This window comes from Paenibacillus sp. FSL H8-0261, from assembly GCF_045040645.1.
Classification (GTDB): domain Bacteria; phylum Bacillota; class Bacilli; order Paenibacillales; family Paenibacillaceae; genus Paenibacillus_AQ.
The window spans coordinates 1,648,148-1,670,801 of record NZ_CP150297.1; the positions used below are offsets into that span (position 1 = coordinate 1,648,148).

18 protein-coding genes are annotated in these 22,654 nt (G+C 46.7%); 6 read left to right on the top strand and 12 right to left on the bottom strand.

Annotated elements, in window-relative coordinates; all coding sequences use genetic code 11:
* Positions 1 to 111 precede the first annotated feature (111 nt).
* The 3 genes from MHI27_RS07265 to MHI27_RS07275 all read right to left on the bottom strand — a co-directional run bounded on the left by MHI27_RS07265 (position 112) and on the right by MHI27_RS07275 (position 4,826).
* The gene (locus tag MHI27_RS07265) at positions 112 to 2,481 is read right to left on the bottom strand and encodes an MMPL family transporter (RefSeq protein WP_405175929.1); all 2,370 of its coding nucleotides are present in this window, start codon (positions 2,479 to 2,481) and stop codon (positions 112 to 114) included.
* Between the two features lie 28 nt (positions 2,482 to 2,509).
* Positions 2,510 to 3,127 carry a TetR/AcrR family transcriptional regulator gene (locus MHI27_RS07270; protein WP_405175930.1) on the bottom strand — a complete coding sequence of 206 codons (618 nt, stop codon included), beginning with the start codon at positions 3,125 to 3,127 and terminating at the stop codon, positions 2,510 to 2,512.
* 256 nt (positions 3,128 to 3,383) lie between these two features.
* Complete coding sequence (locus MHI27_RS07275) at positions 3,384 to 4,826, bottom strand: DHA2 family efflux MFS transporter permease subunit (protein ID WP_405176701.1); 1,443 nt, start codon at positions 4,824 to 4,826, stop codon at positions 3,384 to 3,386.
* A gap of 294 nt (positions 4,827 to 5,120) precedes the next feature.
* On the opposite strand from MHI27_RS07275, the gene MHI27_RS07280 reads away from it, so the two are divergent.
* Positions 5,121 to 5,702, top strand: a complete 582-nt coding sequence (locus MHI27_RS07280; protein WP_042185894.1) for a TetR/AcrR family transcriptional regulator — start codon at positions 5,121 to 5,123, stop codon at positions 5,700 to 5,702.
* Between the two features lie 80 nt (positions 5,703 to 5,782).
* On the opposite strand, the gene MHI27_RS07285 is transcribed toward MHI27_RS07280, so the two are convergent.
* From MHI27_RS07285 to MHI27_RS07295, 3 genes are read right to left on the bottom strand one after another with little or no spacing between them, the layout of a single operon-like run.
* Positions 5,783 to 7,048, bottom strand: coding sequence for an ABC transporter substrate-binding protein (locus tag MHI27_RS07285; RefSeq protein WP_405175931.1), 1,266 nt, complete (start codon positions 7,046 to 7,048; stop codon positions 5,783 to 5,785).
* A 38-nt stretch (positions 7,049 to 7,086) separates the two neighbouring features.
* Complete coding sequence (locus tag MHI27_RS07290; RefSeq protein ID WP_405175932.1) at positions 7,087 to 7,926, bottom strand: carbohydrate ABC transporter permease; 840 nt, start codon at positions 7,924 to 7,926, stop codon at positions 7,087 to 7,089.
* Positions 7,926 to 8,807: a carbohydrate ABC transporter permease gene (locus MHI27_RS07295; protein ID WP_042185900.1), complete on the bottom strand. Its 882-nt coding sequence runs from the start codon at positions 8,805 to 8,807 to the stop codon at positions 7,926 to 7,928. Before MHI27_RS07295 ends, MHI27_RS07290 begins: the two co-directional genes overlap by 1 nt.
* 175 nt (positions 8,808 to 8,982) lie before the next feature.
* On the opposite strand from MHI27_RS07295, the gene MHI27_RS07300 reads away from it, so the two are divergent.
* Complete coding sequence (locus MHI27_RS07300; RefSeq protein ID WP_076284345.1) at positions 8,983 to 9,447, top strand: VOC family protein; 465 nt, start codon at positions 8,983 to 8,985, stop codon at positions 9,445 to 9,447.
* Between the two features lie 2 nt (positions 9,448 to 9,449).
* Positions 9,450 to 10,148 carry an SDR family oxidoreductase gene (locus MHI27_RS07305; protein WP_341127478.1) on the top strand — a complete coding sequence of 233 codons (699 nt, stop codon included), beginning with the start codon at positions 9,450 to 9,452 and terminating at the stop codon, positions 10,146 to 10,148.
* 192 nt (positions 10,149 to 10,340) lie between these two features.
* Here the strand turns inward: MHI27_RS07305 and MHI27_RS07310 are convergent, their stop codons facing one another.
* The 4 genes from MHI27_RS07310 to MHI27_RS07325 all read right to left on the bottom strand — a co-directional run bounded on the left by MHI27_RS07310 (position 10,341) and on the right by MHI27_RS07325 (position 15,133).
* Positions 10,341 to 11,348: an iron ABC transporter permease gene (locus tag MHI27_RS07310; RefSeq protein ID WP_042185906.1), complete on the bottom strand. Its 1,008-nt coding sequence runs from the start codon at positions 11,346 to 11,348 to the stop codon at positions 10,341 to 10,343.
* Complete coding sequence (locus tag MHI27_RS07315; protein ID WP_076284343.1) at positions 11,345 to 12,352, bottom strand: iron ABC transporter permease; 1,008 nt, start codon at positions 12,350 to 12,352, stop codon at positions 11,345 to 11,347. The genes MHI27_RS07310 and MHI27_RS07315 overlap by 4 nt, the downstream gene beginning before the upstream one ends.
* 5 nt (positions 12,353 to 12,357) lie before the next feature.
* A complete protein-coding gene (locus MHI27_RS07320) occupies positions 12,358 to 13,305 on the bottom strand; it encodes an iron-hydroxamate ABC transporter substrate-binding protein (protein WP_405175933.1) in 948 nt (315 codons plus the stop codon).
* A 175-nt stretch (positions 13,306 to 13,480) separates the two neighbouring features.
* Complete coding sequence (locus MHI27_RS07325) at positions 13,481 to 15,133, bottom strand: helix-turn-helix domain-containing protein (RefSeq protein ID WP_341127479.1); 1,653 nt, start codon at positions 15,131 to 15,133, stop codon at positions 13,481 to 13,483.
* A 228-nt stretch (positions 15,134 to 15,361) separates the two neighbouring features.
* Here MHI27_RS07325 and MHI27_RS07330 point away from each other — a divergent pair, with 228 nt between their 5' ends.
* On the top strand, positions 15,362 to 16,195 hold the full coding sequence (locus tag MHI27_RS07330; protein ID WP_405175934.1) for a metallophosphoesterase family protein: 834 nt from the start codon (positions 15,362 to 15,364) through the stop codon (positions 16,193 to 16,195).
* A 189-nt stretch (positions 16,196 to 16,384) separates the two neighbouring features.
* Positions 16,385 to 17,545, top strand: coding sequence for a serine hydrolase domain-containing protein (locus MHI27_RS07335; protein WP_405175935.1), 1,161 nt, complete (start codon positions 16,385 to 16,387; stop codon positions 17,543 to 17,545).
* Positions 17,546 to 17,582: 37 nt separating this feature from the next.
* Here MHI27_RS07335 and MHI27_RS07340 read toward each other — a convergent pair whose 3' ends face one another.
* The gene (locus MHI27_RS07340; protein ID WP_405175936.1) at positions 17,583 to 18,857 is read right to left on the bottom strand and encodes an AraC family transcriptional regulator; all 1,275 of its coding nucleotides are present in this window, start codon (positions 18,855 to 18,857) and stop codon (positions 17,583 to 17,585) included.
* A 114-nt stretch (positions 18,858 to 18,971) separates the two neighbouring features.
* Here MHI27_RS07340 and MHI27_RS07345 point away from each other — a divergent pair, with 114 nt between their 5' ends.
* Positions 18,972 to 21,236: a beta-glucosidase gene (locus tag MHI27_RS07345; protein WP_405175937.1), complete on the top strand. Its 2,265-nt coding sequence runs from the start codon at positions 18,972 to 18,974 to the stop codon at positions 21,234 to 21,236.
* 181 nt (positions 21,237 to 21,417) lie between these two features.
* On the opposite strand, the gene MHI27_RS07350 is transcribed toward MHI27_RS07345, so the two are convergent.
* The gene (locus tag MHI27_RS07350; RefSeq protein WP_405175938.1) at positions 21,418 to 22,626 is read right to left on the bottom strand and encodes an MFS transporter; all 1,209 of its coding nucleotides are present in this window, start codon (positions 22,624 to 22,626) and stop codon (positions 21,418 to 21,420) included.
* Between the last annotated feature and the right edge of the window lie 28 nt (positions 22,627 to 22,654).

Sequence of the window (22,654 nt, forward strand, 5' to 3'; positions counted from 1 at the left end):
TCTGACACAGGAGAACTGCAATGCCTTAAAAAATAAAGCAGACCCTGCAGGTAGTTCGCAGGGTCATGCTCTTCAAAATTTGGGGAGGACAATTCAAAGGCTGTCCTCTTCTTATTTCTTACCTTCTCCCTTGGCATTAAGCATGGCGATCAGCTTATCGCCCTCGACGTCGAGGTTCGGAAGCAGACGGTCTAGCCATTTCGGAAGCCACCAGGCTTTGTCTCCGAAGACGGCCATTACCGCCGGAACGAGCGTCATGCGGATGATGAAAGCATCGATCAGGATGCCGAAGGCCAGTGCGAATCCGATCTGCTTGATCATCGCATCAGGTGCGAAGATGAAGCCAGCGAAGACGGAAACCATGATTACGCCTGCGGCAAGTACGACGCGGCTGGCGAGATCGTAGCCATGAACGACACTGTCGTTGCCACGACGTCCGTGGACGTAAGCCTCACGCATGGAGCTGACGAGGAATACCTGATAATCCATCGCCAGTCCGTACAGAATGCCGGTGACCAGAATTGGCATAAAGCTGAGCAGTGGGCCTCCTGTGTCAAAACCAAACAGTGAGTGCAGCCATCCCCACTGGTACACGGCCGTGGTTAGACCGAAAGTAGCGAGCACACTGAGAATGAAGCCTACCGTCGCCTTGATCGGAACGATGACCGACCGGAAAACAAGCAGCAGTATAATTAGGGATAGAATTACGATGATGCCGATATACACGGGAAATGCATCGGATAGCTTGGAGGACATATCGATGTTGATCGCAGTGAAGCCGGTCACACCAAGCGTTACATCATTTGATGATGCGAGGCTGGAAGCGGGATCGCGCAGATCTTGCACCAGATCTCTCGTCTTTGTATCTGTAGGGCCAGTTTTAGGGATCAGACTGATAATGGCAATATCTCCGGTCGCGTTGACGCCCATTGGGGACACTAGCGTGACGTTATCATGCATTTGCAGCTCTTGAACCAGCTTACCAAGCGTCTCCATGGAAATCTTGTCGGACGGGTTGTTTGGTTGGGCCACCAGTAGTAACGGACCGTTGAACCCTTCGCCGAAGCCCTTGGAGATGATGTCATAGCTCTGGCGTGCTGGAGTGTCCAGATTTGCCGAAGCGCCAGACGGAATACCTAGCTCCATTTTGGTTACTGGAATCGCCGCTGTACCAAGAACCAAGACCACTAGAACAATGATAGCCCAGCGGTATTTTACGGTTGCTTTCGCCCAGCGGTGTGAGAACCCGTGACGGGCTTTGTTCGCGGAAGCTACGTTCTTTGAACGTGCCTTGGCGGTGCAGATCCGTTCGCCGACGAGACCCAGCAGCGCAGGCAGCAGGGTAAGCGCCAATAGAACAGTGATCAGCACGCTGACAGCAGCAACGAGAGCCATGGTTGACAAGAAGCCGATGCCGATGACCAACATGCCGCAAAGGGCGATGATGACGGTAAGTCCGGCGAAGAATACTGCACTGCCGGCGGTGCCGACCGCTCGGCTTGCTGCTTCCTTGGCACTTAAATTCTCATCGAGAATTAACCGCCGCTGCCGGTTCACGATAAATAAGGAGTAGTCGATACCAACAGCCAGACCGATCATGACTGCGAGAATGGGTGTAATGTCATTCATGTGCACAATATTCGAAAGAGCAAAAGCACCGCCGACGCTAATCGCGACGCCAAGGAGCGCGGTGATCAGCGGCAGTCCGGCTGCAACAATCGAACCGAGTGTAATAAACAGCACAACTGCTGCGACGGCTACGCCGATCGCTTCCGTAGATCCGATGGACGGTGTGCTTTTGAGCGAATCACTCGGAATGGCTGTGATCCCGGAGCCTGCCTGCTCGACTTCGGTTACAGCCTTAATCACGTTATCTGGTACAGAAGAGGGGAGTGATGTCTGCTGAACAGTGAACTGGAATTGGAACAGGGCGATGCTGCCGTCGGCAGACAGCATGACGCCGGGAACCGGAGCACCATCAACGATTAGTGGCCCGTAAGGAACGGCCTGAACCGCAGCAGTAGCTTGACCCGCAGCGTCTGTCTGACTCGCAGCCGCCGAAGGGTCCGCAGTGGCAGTTTGGCCACCGGCAGCTGCTGATGGGTCTGCTCCTGCAGCTTGACCCGCAGCCGCCGCGGCTTGCGCGGCCAGTTCAGCAGGATTGATGATATAGTCCATGCTGTAGACATCATTTATAGCCTTCAGAATTAGTGCTGATCTCTCCGGCGTATCTAGCCGTTCTCCATCAGGCGCGGTGAAGGCAACGCTCGCCTGACCGCCAGCAGCTGCTGGAAGTTCCTTGACCAGCATATCCAGTACTTTTTGCGATTCAGTGCCCTCAATTTTCATTTCCGAGCTGGATTGGATGCCATTGACACCAAGCAGGGCGCCTATAACACCGAGAATCAGAATCCAGACGGTAAGGAAATACCAGGGCTTGGTATATGCAGATTTGCCCAATCGGTATAGAAATGTAGACATATTATGGTTTCTCCTTTGTATCTCTAAATTAAAAGCCTTTGCGTAAATAAGTAAACATGGAATTTAGATATTGATCGAACGATATGGCATCGGAGTGTTCATCCTGCGCTTCACCTGGTAGCATGACGTTCAGACGTCCATCCAGAATCGGCACGAACGCTCCGTAAACGGCGCCTGCGAGAAGATGTGTATACCCGTCGGCATAACGTCCATGAGTGAACTGTTCGAGCACTTCCTGCGCGGCAATCTGCAGGCGGCGGAATACGCTGAGAATATAAGGCTCCAGTGACTGATACTGATTAGCCAGCGATACGAACTGCCGCAATTGATACAGAAACTCGGAAGTAAACTGCAGCTTGAACAATTTGTACAAGGCATCTAGCGGTGTTGCATCTGGTGGCAGGTTATCGAATAACATGCTTTTATCTTCTCTTGAAGAGTTGCTGATAAAATATGCGGCTACCGCCTCTTCTTTGCACGAGAAGTAGTTGGCAAAGGTCCGCCGGGAGTAGCCGGCCTTCTGGACAACGTCGTCGACGATGAAGCCGTCCATACCTACTTCAAGCGCAAGCTCGAAGGCGGATTTGGCTAAAGCATAGGCCGTGGCTTCTTTTTTTTTGTCGCGTAATGTCGGTTTGGGCTTCAAATTCTATGCGATCTCCTTTCTTAAGTACAGAGAACTCTCTGGGCTCAATTTTCTATTTTTATATTATTGCCCAAAGGGCAAAATTGCGCAATGGGCAATTTTTTAGAAACGAGTGGAGGTTATATTCAGGATACAGGGTAGTGAACCGTCCGAGCTTGTAACAGAGTAGTTGTTAGACTAAAAAGAGATCAGCAATGATTAACATCGCTGATCTCTTTTGCAAGTCGCTTTAAATATTACTTATTGCTTCTATATATCATGCTTCTTTGGCAATGATTTTTTTGAGCTTCACTTCGGGTTCTTGCTCCGGATCAGGCGCTTGCCCAACACGTTTAATGAAGAAAGAGAGCAGCAGACCGAGAACACCGATGCCCACAATAACTAGATAGGAATCATTGATACCTTGGATAGAGGCTTCCATGAGCATATGTTCCTTTGTTCCGGTCTGTGTGCTGCCTGCAGCCATCATATCCTTCATATGCGTTGTAGTACGGCTTGTCATTACGGTGACGAGTAAGGAAGTTCCCACGGCGCCAGCCACTTGTCGAATGGTGTTGGAGATCGCAGTACCGTGCGCACTAAGCTTGGAGGGTAATTGATTTAACCCTAAAGTTTGTATAGGCATAAGAAGAAGAGCCATACCGATCCGGCGCCCTGTTGACATATATACCAGATACATATAGCTGGTTGAGTCCGTTAAATTAACAAAGCTTAGCGTAGTTGCAATTGTAATCAGTAGACCGATAATGGCCAGCCATTTTGCCCCGAACCGGTCGAACAGCTTTCCAGTTACCGGCATCAATAAACCCATAATGAGCGCACCAGGAAGCAGCAGCAAGCCGGATTCCATCGCTGTAAAGCCACGGGCATTCTGCAGATACAGAGGCAGCAGCATCATATCTGCATACATCACGATTGTAACTGCGATACTGATGACAGTCGTTAAGGAGAACATACTGTATTTAAAGGCCCGAAGATCAAGCAGTGGGTTTTGGGAAGCGAGCTGTTTCCAAGCGAACAAGCCAAGGGAAAGGACACCCAATCCAAGAGAGAACAGTACTTCTGCGCTTGACCATCCTGCGCTGGCAGCACGGCTGAAGCCATACAGCAAGGTGCCAAAACCGATAGTAGAAAGAACTACGCCAACAATATCCAACTTGGGATAGACACGTTCCGATACATTTCTCAAATAAATAAATCCGCAGATGATTACAATGACAGTCAAAGGAATCATGCCGTAGAACATAGTTTCCCAAGAATAATGCTCCAAAATATATCCGGCCAAAGTAGGTCCAATCGCAGGTGCGAAAATAATGGCTAACCCTACCATTCCCATGGCAGCCCCTCTCTTTACAGGAGGGAACAGGGTCAAGATGACATTTGTGAGCAGCGGCATGATAATCCCAGCACCAGCTGCCTGAATCATACGCCCGGTCAGTAGAATAGGGAAGTTTGTTGCGATGGCCGAGACGATCGTTCCAGCCAAAAATATAAACATGGAAGCTTGAAAAAGCTCTCGCGTCGTAAACCTTTGCATCAAATAAGCTGTAATTGGGATTAGAACCCCATTAACCAGCATATAGCCTGTTGTTAGCCACTGAGCGGTTGCAGCCGAGATATTAAAATCATGCATTAACTCCGGTACGGCAACGCTCATTACAGTCTGATTCAGTGTCGCAAGAAAGGCACCCAAAATCATAATGAATAAGATGGGTCCCTTTTTTACGGAACTGCTTGTTACTTCTGTCTTTGTACTCACTCCACTCCATCCTTTCAAATCGTTGATCATGGACTAAATTTACAGTGTGTTGTATAGTTTACAATGCATGAATTAGATTATAAATGAAATTTTCATGTAATCAAGCAACGATTTGCGAAAAAATGTAAAATAGTTTACATTCGTTTTAAATTTGTAGTGTTTTCTCATTAAAAAACAACAATTATTTAAAAATTGTAGTTTACGATATGAAAGTTAAAGATTGGAGAGAGTAAGATGAATAACACAACGCAACGTACAGATCCCCGGGTACTTCGTACACGTCAATTGCTTAGAGATGCTGTGATTGAATTGCTTGAGGAAATGGATATTGAGAAAATATCAGTAAACCGTATTGCAGAGCGGGCTAAAATCAATCGTGTTACTTTTTATCTGCATTATCGGGATCTCCCGGATATGTTGGAAAAGATGGCGGATGAAATGGTGGAGGACATTTTACAAGTGGTCAACAACGATGACAACGATCACGAATCGGTTGAAGAAGAGAATTTGAGGATACTAGAGAGTCTGCTTAAGCATATTGCGGAAAATGCCAAATTCTATAAAGTGATACTCACATCGAAAAGAAGCCCTATTTTTACAGACCGTCTGTTCAACTTGATGGCGGAAATCATCTCTGCACACCAGGAGAAAAAGGAGGGTGCTGCTGAGCATTCCAAGATGCCCATACAGAAGGACATTGCCGTTTGGTACGGTTCAGCAGCCCTAATTGGCACGGTTATTTCTTGGCTTCGAGATGACATGCCCTATACGCCAGTGTATCTTGCCAGACAAATTAGTATGCTGCGTGCGAACTAGTCAAATGAATACGATCGTAAAGAAAAAGCCGTGCATCGCTGCGCGGCTTTTTCTTTACGATCGTGTACAGAGCAGGTAACTCACTGCACACTGAGATTATCCCAGTTGACTTGGAACTCCTTCAGCATGCCTTCCTTGGTCAGCTTGCCACCGAGATAGCCTTGAATGCTGCTGGATAATTCCTGCGGCATCCCGTTCGGCAGGCGGGTCCAGTTCCAGGTCAGCGCCTGATCCTTATCGGTATAAGCTAGCACCTCGGCGCCTAGCGTTCCAAGATCTTCTTTTGTGCCCTTAATGCTGTCGAGCGCAGGGATGAACTGGAATTCCTTAGTGATATACTTTTTCCCGGTCTCGGAGGTGACCAGCCAATCCAGGAAAACCTTGGCTTCCTGCTTGACGGGGGAGTTTTTATTGATCACCCAATTGCTTGGCACGCCTACATACAGCTTGTCGTTGTCTTCGGGGGTGTCGTCAATGGGCATCGGTAGGATACCCAGATTTAGATTAGGATCGATGCCGTCGATCTGTCCTTGCGTCCAGTTACCCTGCTGCATCATCGCGGCTTCTCCGCTCGCTACCATCGTGACTTGGGTATTATAGTCGGTGGAGAGTGGATTTTTGTTGCCGTACTCTACAGTAAGGTCCAGCAGGTCGATCCATTTGGAGAAAACCGGGTCTCCGGCGAAAGTTTTGGTGCCGTCCGTAAGCCCGGCGATAAATGCTTCGGGATCTGGCTGCTGGGCGAAAGCTACGTTCACATTATGATTGCCGAGCACGAACCATTCCTGATATCCATTTGCAAAAGGTGTGATGCCCGCTGCCTTTAACTTCTCGGAGGCTTCGCGCAGAGCGGTTAGAGTTAGGGGTTTCTCGGTGATGCCTGCTTTCTTAAACAGGTCCTTATTATAGATGAAGCCGTATCCTTCGAGATTCATCGGCATGCCATAGAGCTTGCCATCTGCGGTCATCTGTTCTGCTGCTAGGGGCTTTACATCCTTGGCCCAAGCTTCACCGCTTAAATCCTCCAGATATTCCATCCACATATCACGTTCATTGTTGCCGCCAATGGTGAAGATATCAGGTTCATCTCCTGATGAGAACTTGGCGCGTAGGGAGGCGCCATAATTGGTCCCGCCACCCACGCTTTGCACCTCCAGCTTAATATCGGGGTGTTCCTTTTCAAATTCAGTCTTAAGCGAAGCTAGTGCTTCAGATATTTCAACCTTGAACTGGTAGATATGCACGGTTTTAACTCCATTCGCATTGTCGCTATTATCTCCGCAGCCGGCTGTCAGAGCAGCCAGCAGCAGGGAGCATGCGAGGAGAATTCCACGTTTGGTTCTCATATTCATTCATCCTCTCTGGCTGAAAATAACATGTATCGTTAGCCCTTTACGGAGCCTTGGGCAATACCTTCAATAATATATTTTTGCATCGCTAGGAAAAAGATGACCACGGGCGTAATCCCGAGCACAAGTCCCGGAAGTGCCAAATCCCACTGTTTCGTATATTGTCCGAAGAAGCTATAAGTGGCGATGGGAATGGTGCGATGCACCGGGTCCTGCAGAATAAGCGAAGGCATCAGGTAATCGTTCCAGATCCACAGGGTATTCAGAATAATGACAGTGACAATAATTGGCTGCATGAGCGGAAGCACAATCCGGAAAAAGGTACCATAAGGACTGTTGCCATCTACTCTCGAAGCTTCCTCAATATCAAGAGGTACCGATTTGACGAAGCCATGGAATAGAAACACAGTCATCGGGGCGCCAAATCCAAGATACGCTAAAATCAAACCTGCGGTTGAATCCATGACGCCCAGACCGCTAACCACTTGCACCAGCGGGATCATGATCGCCTGAAACGGAATAACCATAGCGGCCACTAAAGCAATATAAAGTATGCGGTTATATAAGCTGTTATTGCGGACCATTTTGTAAGCGCACATAGAGCAGAGGAACGCTAGCAGAATATTACTAATCACCGTGATAATAAAAGAGTTCATAAAGGCACGAGGAAAATTGATAGCTTTCCAAGCTTCGGCGTAGTTGCTCCACTGGAATACAGAGGGCAGCGCAGCGGAATCCGAAAGAATCTCACTATAGCTCTTAACCGAGTTAGCTAGCAGAAAGTAAAACGGTACTAGGAATAGAAGGCCCAGCAGGATCACAATTACTTCGACGAGAAGCAATGGCACATTGAATTTCTTGGCGGTAGTCTCCATTACAGCTCCACCTCTCTTTTCTTGGTTGCTCTAACCTGTAGCAGGGAGATTACGGCCACAATGACGAAGAAAATCATCGCTTTCGCGGAGCCCATCCCGAATCGGCTAATAGTATAGGCCTCATTGTAAATATTCAACGCTACAGATTCAGTAGCTTTGAAGGGACCACCCTTGGTCAGCGACAGGTTAAGGTCGAACAGCTTAAACGACCAAGAGATAGAAAGGAACAGACAAACGGTTACAGCTGGCATAACCAGCGGAATGGTGACATGGCGTAAAGCCTGAAAGCGTCCGGCACCATCCACTTTTGAGGCTTCAATCAGGCTTTTGGGAACGTTGTTGATTGCAGAAATGTAGATGACCATTAGGTACCCTGCATTTTGCCAGACAAATACGATTACAATCGCCCAGAAGGCTGTCCCTCCGGTGCCCAGCCACGGAAGATTAAAGAAGGACCAGCCCGTAGCCTGTCCAATCGAGGAGAACCCTCTGACAAAAATAAACTGCCAAATGAACCCGAGCAAAAGTCCACCGATAACATGAGGTACAAAAAATACCGTTCTCAGGACATTGCGCGTGAATAGCTTGCGGGTCAGTACATAAGCGAGTGCGAAGCCGAGCAGATTGGTCAGTATCAGACCGAAGAAAGTGAACTTCGCCGTGAACCAGAATGAATGAAGAAAGGAAGGGTCCTTTGTGAAGATATGTAGATAATTCCGGAGTCCGGTCCACTCCACATCACGTGAGATTCCGTTCCAACTGGTAAAAGAATAATAGAGTCCTAAAAAGAAAGGAATCAGCACAATCATAAAGAAAAACAAGGAAGTCGGCCCGACAAAAACAAACTGCTGCATCAGGCGTGATCTTTTTCTATGGTCCATCGTTCCTCACCCCTTTTTGTTAATGTAAACTTTTCATTCTATAACCGGATTGGTGATTAAGCGAAACAAACATACTTGAAATTATCGTTGCTCAGAATGATTTCAACACAGGCTTGACAGCCCTTTCAAAGAATCGGTATGGTGGACTTGTCAGACTAATAGGAGGTTGATGCGCATGTCAGGATTGCTTGGTAATTTTGTTACGCAGATTGGAATATTGGTGAATGATGTGGAGAAGGTAAGTACGGCATATGCGGAGTTTTTTGGACTCGAAAAGCCGGAAATTATCGTTACAGATACAGAAGATATTGCGCAGACCCGGCATAATGGCGTGGCTACGCAGGCGCGGGCTAAGCTAGCTTTTTTTGATATGGGCTCTTTACAGCTGGAATTGATTGAACCGGATCATGAGCCGAGTACGTGGCGGGATTACTTGAATGAACATGGTGAGGGGCCTCATCATATTGCTTTTGTAGTTGAAGGAATGAAAGAAAAGATAATGCTGCTAGAAGGCAAAGGCTTCCCACTCCAGCAAAAGGGTGAGTATACCGGGGGGCGTTATGCTTATATGGACACTTTCAAGGAGTTAAAAGTAATTGTGGAGCTGCTAGAGAACGATAAGGATAACGGGGAGGAATAACTATGAATATTATCATTACAGGTGCTGGACGTGGACTGGGTTATGAACTGGCGGCCGAAGCGCTGAAGCGGGGCTATGGAGTTATTGCTGGGGTTCGCCGGCCCGATCAGGAACAAACAGCGCTATCGAAGCTTGCTGAAACCTATGGAGAGAAGCTAACCATCGCTGCGCTGGACGTGACGGACGAGGCAGGAATCGCGGCACTGGCTGCGAGTCTACAAGAACAAGGTCGGACCCTCGGTGCCATTATTAATAATGCGGCGGTACTCAACGCTCGGGATACATCGATTGAAGCGTTGGATTTCCAAGATATGCTTATAACGATGGATATTAATCTGTATGGACCGATACGAGTGGTTAAGCATTTCCTGCCGCTACTTACGGAACCCGAATGCTCGATCATCAATATATCGTCGGAAGCAGGAAGTATCACCAATGCTTATCCGAACGACTATCCTTATGGCATTTCCAAAGCGGCGCTCAATATGTTCACACAGCAGCTGCATGTCTATGTAAAAGAACGTGGGATTCAAGTGCTCAGCGTGCATCCGGGGTGGATGCAAACCGATATGGGCGGGGCAGAGGCACCGACAAATCCAAATCAAAGTGCCGAGGGGATCCTTGACCTGATCGAGAAGCGTACTACACCAGAAGGTCATTTCATGTTTGTAGATTATACGGGTAAGGATATGAAGATTTAGGTGATATATAGGCTGAACTAAATTTGCGAACAAAAAGCTCAGTAGTCACTGCGGTGAATCATTGGACTTCCGGCCGTTGTTGTCCCCAGATTTCTTGATTGAACCGCTCGTCGCGGTGGAAATCTGGGGACAAAGCGGTCAGTAAAAAGAACCTCGGTAATTGTGCCGAGGTTCTTTTGTCTAAACAACTGCTTATTTCTTAAGTAATAAATAAGCGAAATAAGGTACGCCGATTAGCGACACCATGATTCCTGCCGGAATGCCGTCAGGATCGACGAGATTGCGGCCAACGGTGTCCGCGATCAGAAGTAGCCAGCCGCCCAGCAATACAGCGACGGGAATAAACATCTGATTACGCGGGCCGACTAGCGATTTGGCAATATGTGGAGCCATCAGTCCGATGAAGGCGATCCCGCCTGTGACAGAAACCGCGGAGGCGGAAGCTGCAACTGCCGTGAGAATCAGAACGATACGTTCACGTTCGAGATTCAGCCCGACACCAATGGCAGAGACTTCACTTAGGCTGAGCAGGTTGAGTCGCTGTGATTTGTACAGGGTAAAGGGAACTAGTAAGATCAACCAAGGCAGTAAAGCCCAAATGAATGGCCAATCTGTACCCCATATATTCCCTGCGATCCATTTTGCAATAAAATCTACCTTGGCACGATCCGCGGACGAAATGATCACGATCATAACGCCAGACAACGCTAGGGAGAACCCTACCCCAACGAGCACCAATCGAACAGGATCAAGCCCCTTAGTCCGACTATATGAAAATAGATAGATTAATGCTGCCGTAAGTAATGCCCCTATAAAAGCAACCAGCGGCAGCGCATAAATGAATGATCCAGCGCTAACCGGGAAAAAAAGAAAGAAAACAGCGACAGCCACACCCGCACCAGAGTTGATACCAATAATACCGGGGTCGGCTAGATCGTTTCGTGTAACGCTTTGCAGAATGGAGCCGGATAACGCCAAGGCCATGCCTGCCAGCAGTGTAATCAGAATCCGCGGCAATCTTACAGAGAATAATACAAAGTCCTCTTTAAAGGTTCCATGCCCGAACAGAACCGGAAGCAGTCTGTCAAAAGATAGGGAAGAGTATCCGATTCCCATGCTGACGATAGCTGTTAGCAGAATCAAACCGGTGCATACACATAGGATAATACGTTGCTTTCGCACGGGTGCAGAGGAAATCATGAGAGTGTTTTACCTCCTTTCCGAACAACAAACAAGAAGAAAGGTAGCCCAAGCATAGCTACGACGGCGACCACTGGCGTCTCATAAGGTGCATGGATTGTCCGTCCAATTGTATCCGCGAGAAGCATGAACGATGCACCCGTAAAGATCGATATCGGCAAAATATACCGGTAATCGGTACCGACAATCTTACGGACAATATGCGGAATCATCAGCCCTACAAAAGCCATATCCCCAATTAGAGCGACCGATGCTCCAGTCAGCAGAATAATAAGAGTGAATAGAATCCCTTTAACCACAGCAAGATTTTGTCCTAATCCGATGGCTACCTCGTCACTTAAGCTAAGAATGGTTAACTGGTTTGAAAATATTAATGCCACCACGATGCCGATGATGATCACAGGTGCAATAGCCTGAAGCTGGCCCCAGGTTGTGCCGATCAATCCACCCGCTGTCCACATGGATACATCCTTGGATATTTTGAAGGCAATGCTTACACCACTTGCGATAGCATACAGAAAGGCAGATACCGCTGCACCGGCGAGTACGATTCGAATCGGAGAGAAGCCACCTTGACGCACAGAACCTAGAACAAGCACTAGCACGGCTCCTAGGGCAGCGCCAAAAAAACAAGCGATCATGGTACCAAAATAATTCAGTCCCGGCAGAAATACAAACGTAAGAGCCAGCGCCATATTCGCGCCCGAGGTCAGACCGAGCAGGCCTGGGTCGGCTAATGGATTGCGTGTAACCCCCTGCATGATAGCACCGGATACGGCAAAGGCAGCACCGATCAGCATGGCGGCGAGTTCGCGAGGTAGCCGGATCTCACGCAGAATAAGGACATTGTCTGCCTTTGAATTAGAGGTGATGGCAAGCCACAGATCATTGAAAGTGGTTTCTTTAGCCCCGAATAGCATAGCAATCACGAGGCATATAACCATTACCAGCACGCTACCAAGCAGCTTATATAAAAATGGAATGGAAGTTTGCTTCGTAGTCATTATCTTTATTTTCCAAGAAATTGTTGTTCAAAGAATTCCAACTGGTACTCAAGGCTAAGCGGATCGTTAAAATAGAATGCTTTTGCATCAGCCTCGAAAACACGATTGTTTTTGACGGCAGGGATGCTCTTGTATATTTCTGTATTCTGGAAGGAATTATCTTCATCCGCATTTTTACTGAAAATAACGTAATCGCCCAGATAATCCTTCAGCACTTCTGTCGAGACAGCAAAGAATCCATCCGTTTTGGTGCTTTCTTTTACTGTTTCTGGCATGCCAAGCTTGAAGTCCCCATAGAGGAGTTCAGTTCCGCGGCCAAAGTTATACCCGTATACATACAATTGCTTATTAAAGGTCTCAATAACAGAGACAGTTGCATTATCACCGATCTTCGCTCTGATTTCTTCACCCGCTTTTTTGGTGCGGGCACTAAAATCATCGACCCAAGCTTGAGCTTCTTTTTCTTTGTTCACCAATTTGCCGACTTCCAGCTGTTGGGTTAAGTAATCCACTTTATTATAAGTATAAGTAACGGTTGGTGCGATTTGCTTGAATTTATCGATATTTTTAATATCGGAGAGCCCAATGATCAGATCCGGCTGCAGTTCAATGATTTTCTCCAGACTTTCATCGCTAACCGCTTCTACGTCTTTTAGTTGCTCTTCAAAGCGTGGGTTAGTTTTGGACATTTCATCTACGCCCACAACAGGTACACCCAGTGCCATGACATTACCTGTTAAAAAACGGGTGAGTACAACTACACGCTGAGGATGTGTTGGAACCTCAACAGGTCCATCTTCGGATTGATAAGTAAAAGTCGCACTTTCTGACTCCGCAGCAGGAGTAGAAGATGGGCTGTTTGTAGGACTAGCATCATTCTTCGCCTGATTTCCCCCACAAGCACTAAGTGCAATCCCCATAATAAGTACAAACGGAATAAATATCTTTTTCATTAAATAATTCTCCCCTTTTTTGTATGACAGTGTTACTTTGAACAATTCAAACAGTGTAAATCAATCTTCAGCCTATGCCTTAGAGTGATTATGAGAATCATTCGCATTTGTAATCATTATAGGGATCACTTATGTGCCTAACCATGCCTTTTTGTTGGAAAAAAGACTTGGACTATTATTTGCCTCCGAATAAAGCTACCGCTCGTCCTAGTTGTAAGCGAATCGAAGCCGGGTTATAAGGCACCCAATCATCCAGATCAAGAATATGGACTTTCTTCTGCTGCACTGCGGGAAGCTGGCTCCAATAAGGGGATTGAAAGATCGCTTCAGTATGCGCAGTAGAGCCTTTGGCATCGGGAAATACAATGACTAAAATTCGGTCTCCTGCATAATCTGCAAGATCTGAAACCCCGATCGAAATCGAATGGAACTGATCTCCCAATCTTTTTATCTCGTTGTCAATCAAGGTCGGTGCTCTAAGTCCAAGGGATTGGTACATCACATAACCTACATTCCTTGCTCCGTAAACGAGTAGCTCCTCAGGCTTGATTACCAGAATGGTGATGATATCGTTAGCGACTGTGCTGTGCTGTACTATTTCTCGGGCTTCTAGCTCTTCTTGTTCAAAATCCTTCAGCCACTGCTCCGCCCGTTCACTCCGCTGAATGGCTCGGCCGATTAGGCGTAACTGATCTTTCCAGCCGATTTCGTTCCAAGAGATCTCCATAATAGGTGCTACAGCTCGCAGCTGCCCGGACTTCAATCCGTATTCCTCCAGATGTTCTTTGGCCGCAATAATCAGTTCAACGTTGGCATCAAGTAATAGCGATCTGATCTGTTCAGCCGAGCTATTTGTATTGATAAACTTCATCGACTGCGGTGGCTCCTGATCCGAAAGATTCAAATATTCACTGCTTTCAGAGATGGTAACCGCAGGTTCTAAGCCAAGTAACAGCAAATGGCTTGCATAAGGGGTAAGCATTACTGCAACTCGCTGGAAAGAGCTTCGGCTGTAACCAGACGGAGATGCGCCTGTCTGCAGCTTAAAACGACGACTGAGATAAAATTCATCCTTGTAGCCTACCTTTAGCGCAATCTCCCTAAGTGTGCCTGAACCGTTAAGCAAAAGCTCCTTGGCACTATGAACCCGTAGCCGCGACAGATATTCGCTCTGGCTGAAGCCTGTCACCTGCTTGAACAGCGTTGAATAATGCGAGCTGCTTACACCCGCAATGGCGGCTAAGTGCTCACGTGTTATTTTTTCGCTAAAGTGATTCTCCAGGTATGAAATGCTCCGTTCCATCGATGGTTGCTCGTTAACTGTATATCTGGCTTCCTGCTGTTCGAGCAATTGTAGAATAATCTGATGAAAGAGCATTTGATTCTGTACATGGCGTGTTTCTCGATCTGGCAGTCGGTGAAGATACAATTCCTTGACACTGGATACAATGGTAGGCTCATAAGGAAACAACAGTATATTTGAACTCGAAGCCATTTCGCTTTTCCGTATCATCGCACCGCCAGGTATAGCCTGAGTCTGCTCTTGAATCCAGATGGTGAGCTTATAGGCATGAAGCGGCTGCTGGAGATTTGTAATTAATGAGGCATGAGTATTAGCGGGGAGAAGGATTACGCTTCCTTCCGTAAGCTCATAAGTCAGATTATTGACCTCAAGGCTCCCTTTACCAGCGGCAACGGCCAGTAATACGGTTAGATTCTCATGAATCTGAACTCTTGGTAGATTTGAGGTCCCATACATCGATTGAATGCTGCCAGCGCTATATAAAGGAAAATGAGATTCGGCCCATTCCGGGATAACGTTAATCAAAATAAGGCCTCCGTTACTTGAATATATTTTCAAACTATAATGCTATGGATTGAACTGTATTATTGACGTCTGTGGAACTAATTATAACATCTTACCTTTTTAGATAAGTCTGTTAATTATCTGCCCTATATATTCTTTTTAAAGGATACGTCTGTCCAAGAGAAAGCATATTGGATCGAATATATATACTACCAGGTATTCTTTATCCATTATAAAGAGGTGATTAAGATGAAAAAGCAGATAACCTCCACTAAGAAGCGAAGGCTTCTCGCCAGTCCTAAGCCCAAACGTAATCTGAATCCTAAAGCAACAGCCCAGACTATCAACTTCGCGGTAATTGGGGATAGCCATGTGGGATATGGGAATAGCGCAAGCATTTTTAGAAATCTTTTGCCAAAGGCTGTAGGGAGCGGGAATAAGAGATTTGTTATTTTTGGAGGAGATAACACGCAAGCGGGAGCGAATCATGGAAATAATGCAAATGCCTATTACAAGGACTTCAAGGATACAGTAACTAGCACGCTCGGAAGTATCCCCTATAAAGCATCGCTAGGAAATTGGGAGGCAAGTACCCAGTCCTTATTCACGCAATATTTAGGTGCAGTAGAAGGGCAAATGAATTTCCCTGGGACACAGGGTAAGGTGAAGTACGTGTGGCTTAATTGTGCTCTGGGTCTGTTCACTCCGGGTAGTATAAATATATTGAAAAATTTAGATGATCAGCATTTTTATATTATTGATTTTCATTGGCCTTTAAAAGTGAGCGGGATCACGGTCGATCATAGCCATGTATTAAGCGCGGCGGAGACTGCTAAGTTTTTTGCAGCTATTCCTACGAAAGTGAGAGATAAAGTGCTAGCTATTTTCACACATCATGGACATTTGTTTTATCGAAAGCTTACTAATATATATCCAGGTTATACAAATACAAAATTCTTTGTGTGCGGATGTTCGGGTGATTATAAATGTAAGCCGAGTGGTGATCGCGGTTATTACAACGCCACATTAACCATCAATGGGACGGCATTAAATGTCGATGCTTTTAAGGTAGCGGTTACTTAGTGAAGAAGTGGATGCGGTTAAAATAACACGCTAATTTTCGGGAGAAAACCGAGATTAGCGTTTTTCTTTTATTAAGAATAGCCCATTAACCATGGAGTTACAGGTAAATAATAAGTAAGCAGGATTATTTAACATATTTGTATAATAGTTTATATATGTATTGAATAAATTTATTTAGGAGGGCTACCCATGAAAGAACTATTATTTCATTCTTTAGAACAGGCGGGTGTGTCGGCTTACGGTGTAGAGCGTATACGTATAGCAGCTGCACAGATGGTTGAAGACAACATTACACCGGCACAAGTTATTGTTGCTGCGAGAAAGGGGACGCTACTGGTCCATCAAGCGAACGGGAAATTCGGTCCAGAGCCAGGCGCAGCGGAATTAACTGTAGATGCTATTTATCCACTGTGTTCCATAACAAAACTGTTTACGGCAACCGCTATAATGATGTTAATGGAACAAGGGAAGATTGGTCTAAACAGACCTGTTTCCGATTACATCCCCGAATTTACAGGTGAAGGCAAAACTAAGGTATGCGTACATCACTTATTGACACATACCTCTGGCCTGGAGGGTGAGGTGATTTGGCAGAACGGACAGTTGAAAAAGGAACAAGGAGAGTACCCTCCACACGAACCTAATCAAGATCCAGATCAGCATAAGTACTTATATGGCGGTTATGATGCACCGCTTAGTAACGAACCTGGTACGGTCATGTCTTATTGCGGGTATGGCTATGAGTTGTTGGGTGAAATCATCCGGCGCGTTAGCGGACAGGCTTATGATGTATTCGTAAAGGAAACCATTTTTAAACCGCTTGGTATGGAAAATACATATTATCGTGTACCCATGGACGTGCGGGACAAAGTAGTAAGACGTGCACCAGAAGCAGCGTGCGCGGAATGGGTGGACAGCGAGTATAATTTGAATTCCGTATCTGCGGGGGGCGGCGCTTACTCGACGGCTATGGATTTGGCTGTCTTTGGCCAGATGTTTCTTAACGGCGGGATATATAACGGAGTACGATTTCTTAGTCCAGTAACCGTAAAAGAAATGACCCGCAACCAAATTCCAGGCGTATCCTCAAAATATAGAGACGAGGTTTTTCCAGAAGCGTATTGGGGGTACGGATGGGCGATTAACGGCTCGAAGCGTGACGGTGGAGATTTGTTCTCGCCAGAAGCCTATTCACACTGGGGCGCGGCAGGTCCTTTCCTCTGCGTTGATCCGATTTATCAGACAGTTACGGTGCATTTATCCGTAGAGCTAGATCACCAGAAGCCATTTAAAAATATGTATGTGGATTACTTCAATAATACTGTTCTGGCAGCCATCACTGATCTTTAATCCTCTTTTTTTAGATTTTTTGTCGTGTCATCTATACTTAAAGCGTGCTTTCCCAGTTTCTTCTGAATTGTTTAGGGGTGGTGCCGGTATATTTCTTAAACACTTTGGTAAAATAGCTCTGGTCATTGAAATGTAGCCTCGTAGCGATATCAGATAAGCTAATGCCCGGTAATTCGATTAATCGTTTGGCTTCTACAATCCGCTCGAATTGAATAAAATCACTGATCGTGAATCCTGTTTCCTTCTTAAATAATAGGGAGAGATAGCTTCTGTTCAATCCAGCGACTTCAGCCAGCTTATCTAAGGAGAGTTCCTCATATAAGTGATTAAAAATATAGTTCTGACAGAGGGCCACGGTGCGCGAAAGTTTCGCCATCCGGCTCTCTTTGACATGGTCGGCGAAATCGCAAAGCGCATTAAGAATAGCATGATCTACAGCCGGAACATCCTTTAGTTCTTCGATATGCTGGATATGAAAGTCGCTGAGGGTATAAGAAATCTCCCAATACAGCCCTCCATCAATAGCAGCTCGTGTAGCGAGCGTAATACAGGAGATCGCCAGATTCTTTTTGTTGCGTAAATGGCTCTTCTTGGAGAGTACTCCGTAATTGTCTTCAGAGAAGGTTGCTTGGACACGAAGTAGCTCAGCCTTATTTCCATTTTTGATATGGTGAAATAGAGCTTTTTCCAGCATGGGTTCGTGGTGCAGCCATGTATTCTCACGTCGGTAGGAAACGTCCAAGTCTAAACTGCCTGCGGGAGGCTGTTTATGCTCAAGAGTTCGGGTGTCGAGTAGCAGTTCGCTAAGAGATAACGTCTTTCCGGTGACGAGCGAGTACATCAGCATAGCGGTATGGTAGAGTCTCATTTTATTTAGCACGGTCAAGCTGCGGTAGTATTTCATCCATTGCTCTTGAAGCTTTAATGGAACTTCATGGTCACGCATCAGACTTGTCATATTGTCCTCTGAAAGGTGAGTATAAAGTGTAGGACCGATCACAATACTTCCCCCGTTACTGCTGCCTGAGGGCAGATGGAGAAGGATGTAATTCTCTAGGAAGCTAGTGGTGCGAATGATCGGTATAGAGGCTTTTGAGCTATCGTGGTTAGAGTTGTTCTCGCTTTTAGTAGAGTCTGCAATTTCTGAAAGGAGTTCATTGAGGTTATGAACCCACGGGGCGCTCTCTGAAGAGGAAGGCAGCGCTAGCTCGATTCTCTGATTGGCGTCTAGCAGAAACACAGGAATTTGCAGCGATTCATACAACACTTTACAAATATATTGAGCTCCTTCACGACCGTCCAAATAATTCACCGTTTTTTCAACCTCCTCGCCCAACCAGAATACCAAAAATACAATGATAATGCCATAAATCTAACATGAAGTAGATTAAAATGGGGATAGTATACATTCAGAGGAGGTATTTTTATGAAAACCAACATTCATGAACTCATATCACAAATGACCCTGGAGGAGAAAGCAGGACTCTGCTCAGGGCTTGATTTCTGGAATACAAAGGGCATTGAACGACTCGGAATCCCCTCTTTAATGGTAACGGACGGACCCCATGGTTTACGCAAGCAAAAAGAGAGCGCCGATCACCTCGGACTCCATAACAGTGTACCCGCGACTTGTTTTCCTTCGGCAGCAGGGATGGCTTCTTCCTGGGATCGGGAGTTAATCGGTCGTGTAGGTAAGGCACTCGGGAAAGAGTGTCAAGCAGAGAACGTTGCTGTTCTGCTCGGACCGGGAACAAATATTAAGCGCTCCCCGCTGAACGGCCGTAACTTCGAATATTTTTCGGAAGACCCTTATCTTTCTTCGGAGATGGGTGGGAATCATATTAAAGGTGTGCAAAGTGAAGGGGTAGGCACCTCGCTTAAGCATTTTGCCGCTAATAATCAGGAGCACCGGAGAATGTCTGTTGATGCTGTTATTGATGAGCGGACGCTGCGGGAGATTTATCTGGCTAGCTTTGAAGGCGCAGTTAAGCAGAGTCAGCCATGGAGCGTGATGTGCTCTTATAATCGAGTGAACGGTGAGTATGCTTCCGAAAGTGAATTTCTTCTGACTAAGATTCTTAGAGAAGAATGGGGCTACGAAGGATTCGTCGTGTCCGATTGGGGTGCGGTCAATGAACGGGTGAAGGCACTGCAAGCAGGTCTGGAGCTGGAAATGCCGTCAACCGGAGGCATTGGCGATGCCAAGATTGTCGCAGCGGTGCAAAGTGGGGAGTTGGCGGAAGAAACGTTAAATCTTGCAGTGGAACGGTTGCTTACCTTTGTTTTTAAAGCGGTGGAGAACCGTAAAGATAATGCTTCATTTAATGCTGATGAGCATCACCGTCTGGCTCGTGAAGTGGCGCGGGAGAGCATGGTTCTCCTTAGAAATGAGGAAGGCATTCTGCCGCTGTCAAAGCAAGGAACGATTGCGGTCATTGGCGAGTTTGCTAGAAATCCGCGTTATCAGGGCGGGGGCAGCTCACATGTGAATCCGACGAAATTGGACGATGCTTTCGAAGAGATGAAGGCCCTTGCAGGTTCTGCCGAACTGCTATATGTGCAAGGATATGAACTGAATCATGACGGGATTAATGAAGCTTTGTTACAAGAGGCACGGGATACAGCGGCAAAAGGGGATGTAGCCGTATTGTTCCTTGGACTTCCGGATAACTATGAATCAGAAGGTTATGATCGCAGTCATTTGTCGCTTCCAGAGAGCCATAAAGCGCTGATCGAAGCAGTGTCTGAGGTGCAAAGCAATATCGTTGTCGTACTCAGCAATGGTTCACCCATAGAAATGCCTTGGATTCATAAAACGAAGGGTATTCTTGAAGGTTATCTAGGCGGTCAGGCTTTTGGCGGTGCAGTGGCAGATTTACTGTTTGGAGAGGTTAGTCCAAGTGGCAAACTGGCAGAGACCTTTCCGATGAAGCTGAGCGATAATCCATCCTTTCTTAATTTCCCAGGTGAAGGGGATACGGTTGAGTACAAAGAAGGCTTGTTTGTTGGCTATCGTTATTATGATAAAAAAGAGCTTGAACCGCTGTTTCCTTTCGGCTTCGGACTAAGCTACACAGCGTTTCAATACAGCAATTTGAGAATCTCCAAGAGCAGCATAAAAGATACCGAGAACGTACAAGTTACGGCCACCGTCAAAAACACGGGTACTCGCGCAGGAAAAGAAATCGTTCAGCTCTATGTTAGCGATGTGGAGAGCAGCGTGATCCGTCCACTTAAGGAGCTTAAGGGCTTCCAGAAGATAGATCTTCAGCCTGGGGAAGAGCAAGAGGTTTCCTTTGAACTGGATAAACGCTCCTTTGCTTATTACAACGTTAACATTGGTGATTGGCATGTGGAAAGTGGAGTCTTTGAGATTGCTGTTGGTTCATCTTCACGAGATATTCGTCTGACTGTTTCTATTGAAGTAGAATCGACAGCTCCGCTTGCATTACGTTATCATCGCAACAGTACCGTTGGTGATTTGCTGGATAATCCACGTACGGCAGATAAAGTAAAGGAGTTCAGCAGTATTTTTGGCATGGAAGGTGCGATGGACGATAATCCGGAAATGTTCATGGCGATGATGAAATATATGCCGCTACGGGCGCTGGTTGGGTTCGGTCAAGGGAAATACACAGAAGAAGATTTAGCCAAGGATCTGCAAGAATTTAATGCTTTGGCTGTAGAGTAGGAGATCAGAAAAGGCCAAGTCTGGTCCGAGAACTATAATTTATGGGAATTTAATATAAGTAAGCTAGTGGTACATATTAGTCAAATATAATATGCACCACTGGCTTTTTTTGAAAAAATTTCTTGTTCGGCTACCGTGATTCGTAAACTTGATGATTGTCGCATGATTTCATAGGTGTGCCTCAACGCTTCCTTGAAGGAAATCCGTATTCTTTAGCGCGCCACGCTACTAGTAGCGCAAGAATCAATAGAATAAACAGTACCCACGGGAAGGAGCGGACACCAACTGTTTCAATAAGAATCCCACCCATCACGCCGCCACCGCCGATAGCTAGGTTCCATGCCGTCACTAACATTGACTGGGCCACATCTGCACTTTCGCCAGCTGCTTCAGCAACTGCTGTTTGTAGCAAAGTAGCCGCTCCTCCGAACGTCAACCCCCACACAGCAACCACTAGATAGATCACTACGGGTTGGCTGCTACTAATGCCTAGTGCAATGGATGACAAGGCGAAAGCAGCGAGGCTGATTAGAAGCAATGGACGTAGTTTTCGGTCGATCAAAATACCGATGAACCAGATGCCAATAAGCGCAGTAATGCCGAAAATAAGCAGTACCAAGTCAACGCGCTGGGTAAGCCCAGCCTGAGTAAGATAGGGTGCAATGTAGGTATACAGGATGTTATGTGCTAGCACCCATGCCAGAACGACAAATAGTATCGGCCGTACCCCCGGAATAACAAAAACCTTGTAGAGAGGGAGCTGCTTATCAGGAGCCTCCCCTGGATAGTCCGGTAGCTTCCAAAGTACCCAGCCGACCAGCATCAGAGCCAGCAGCGACATGATCCCGAAGATGGAGCGCCAGCCCACAAGAGTGCCAAGAAGTGTTCCAGCAGGGACTCCGAGTGCCAGAGCTAGAGGCGTGCCAACCATCGCTACCGCCATTGCTCGTCCCTTGAGTGACTCCGGCACCATGCGCCGGGCATAACCTGCTATCATGCCCCATAAGACTCCAGCGGATACGCCTGCGAAGAACCGAGCTGCCAGCGTAAGTATATAATTGGAAGAAAAAGTGGTGACGGTGTTGAATACGAGAAAACCAAGGATGCACATTAGTAGCAGTGGTCGCCGCCGCCATCCACGCGTCATGGTGGTTAAGGGAATCGCGGCCAACAGTGAACCAAGGGCGTACAAAGTGACAAGTTGACCCGCAAGGGCCTCGGAGACACCAAGCCCATCACCTATTTGGAGCAACAAGCCGGCCGGAATCGTTTCGGTAAGAATACAGATAAACCCCGTCATAGCAAGGGCGAGTAATCCTGCCCATGGTAAATGTTCAGAAGAGGGAGTACTGGAGGCACTTTGTGTGGCAGAAGTTGTGTTTTGGGTCATTGGAGAAGCACCTCTCTTTTAAATTGTA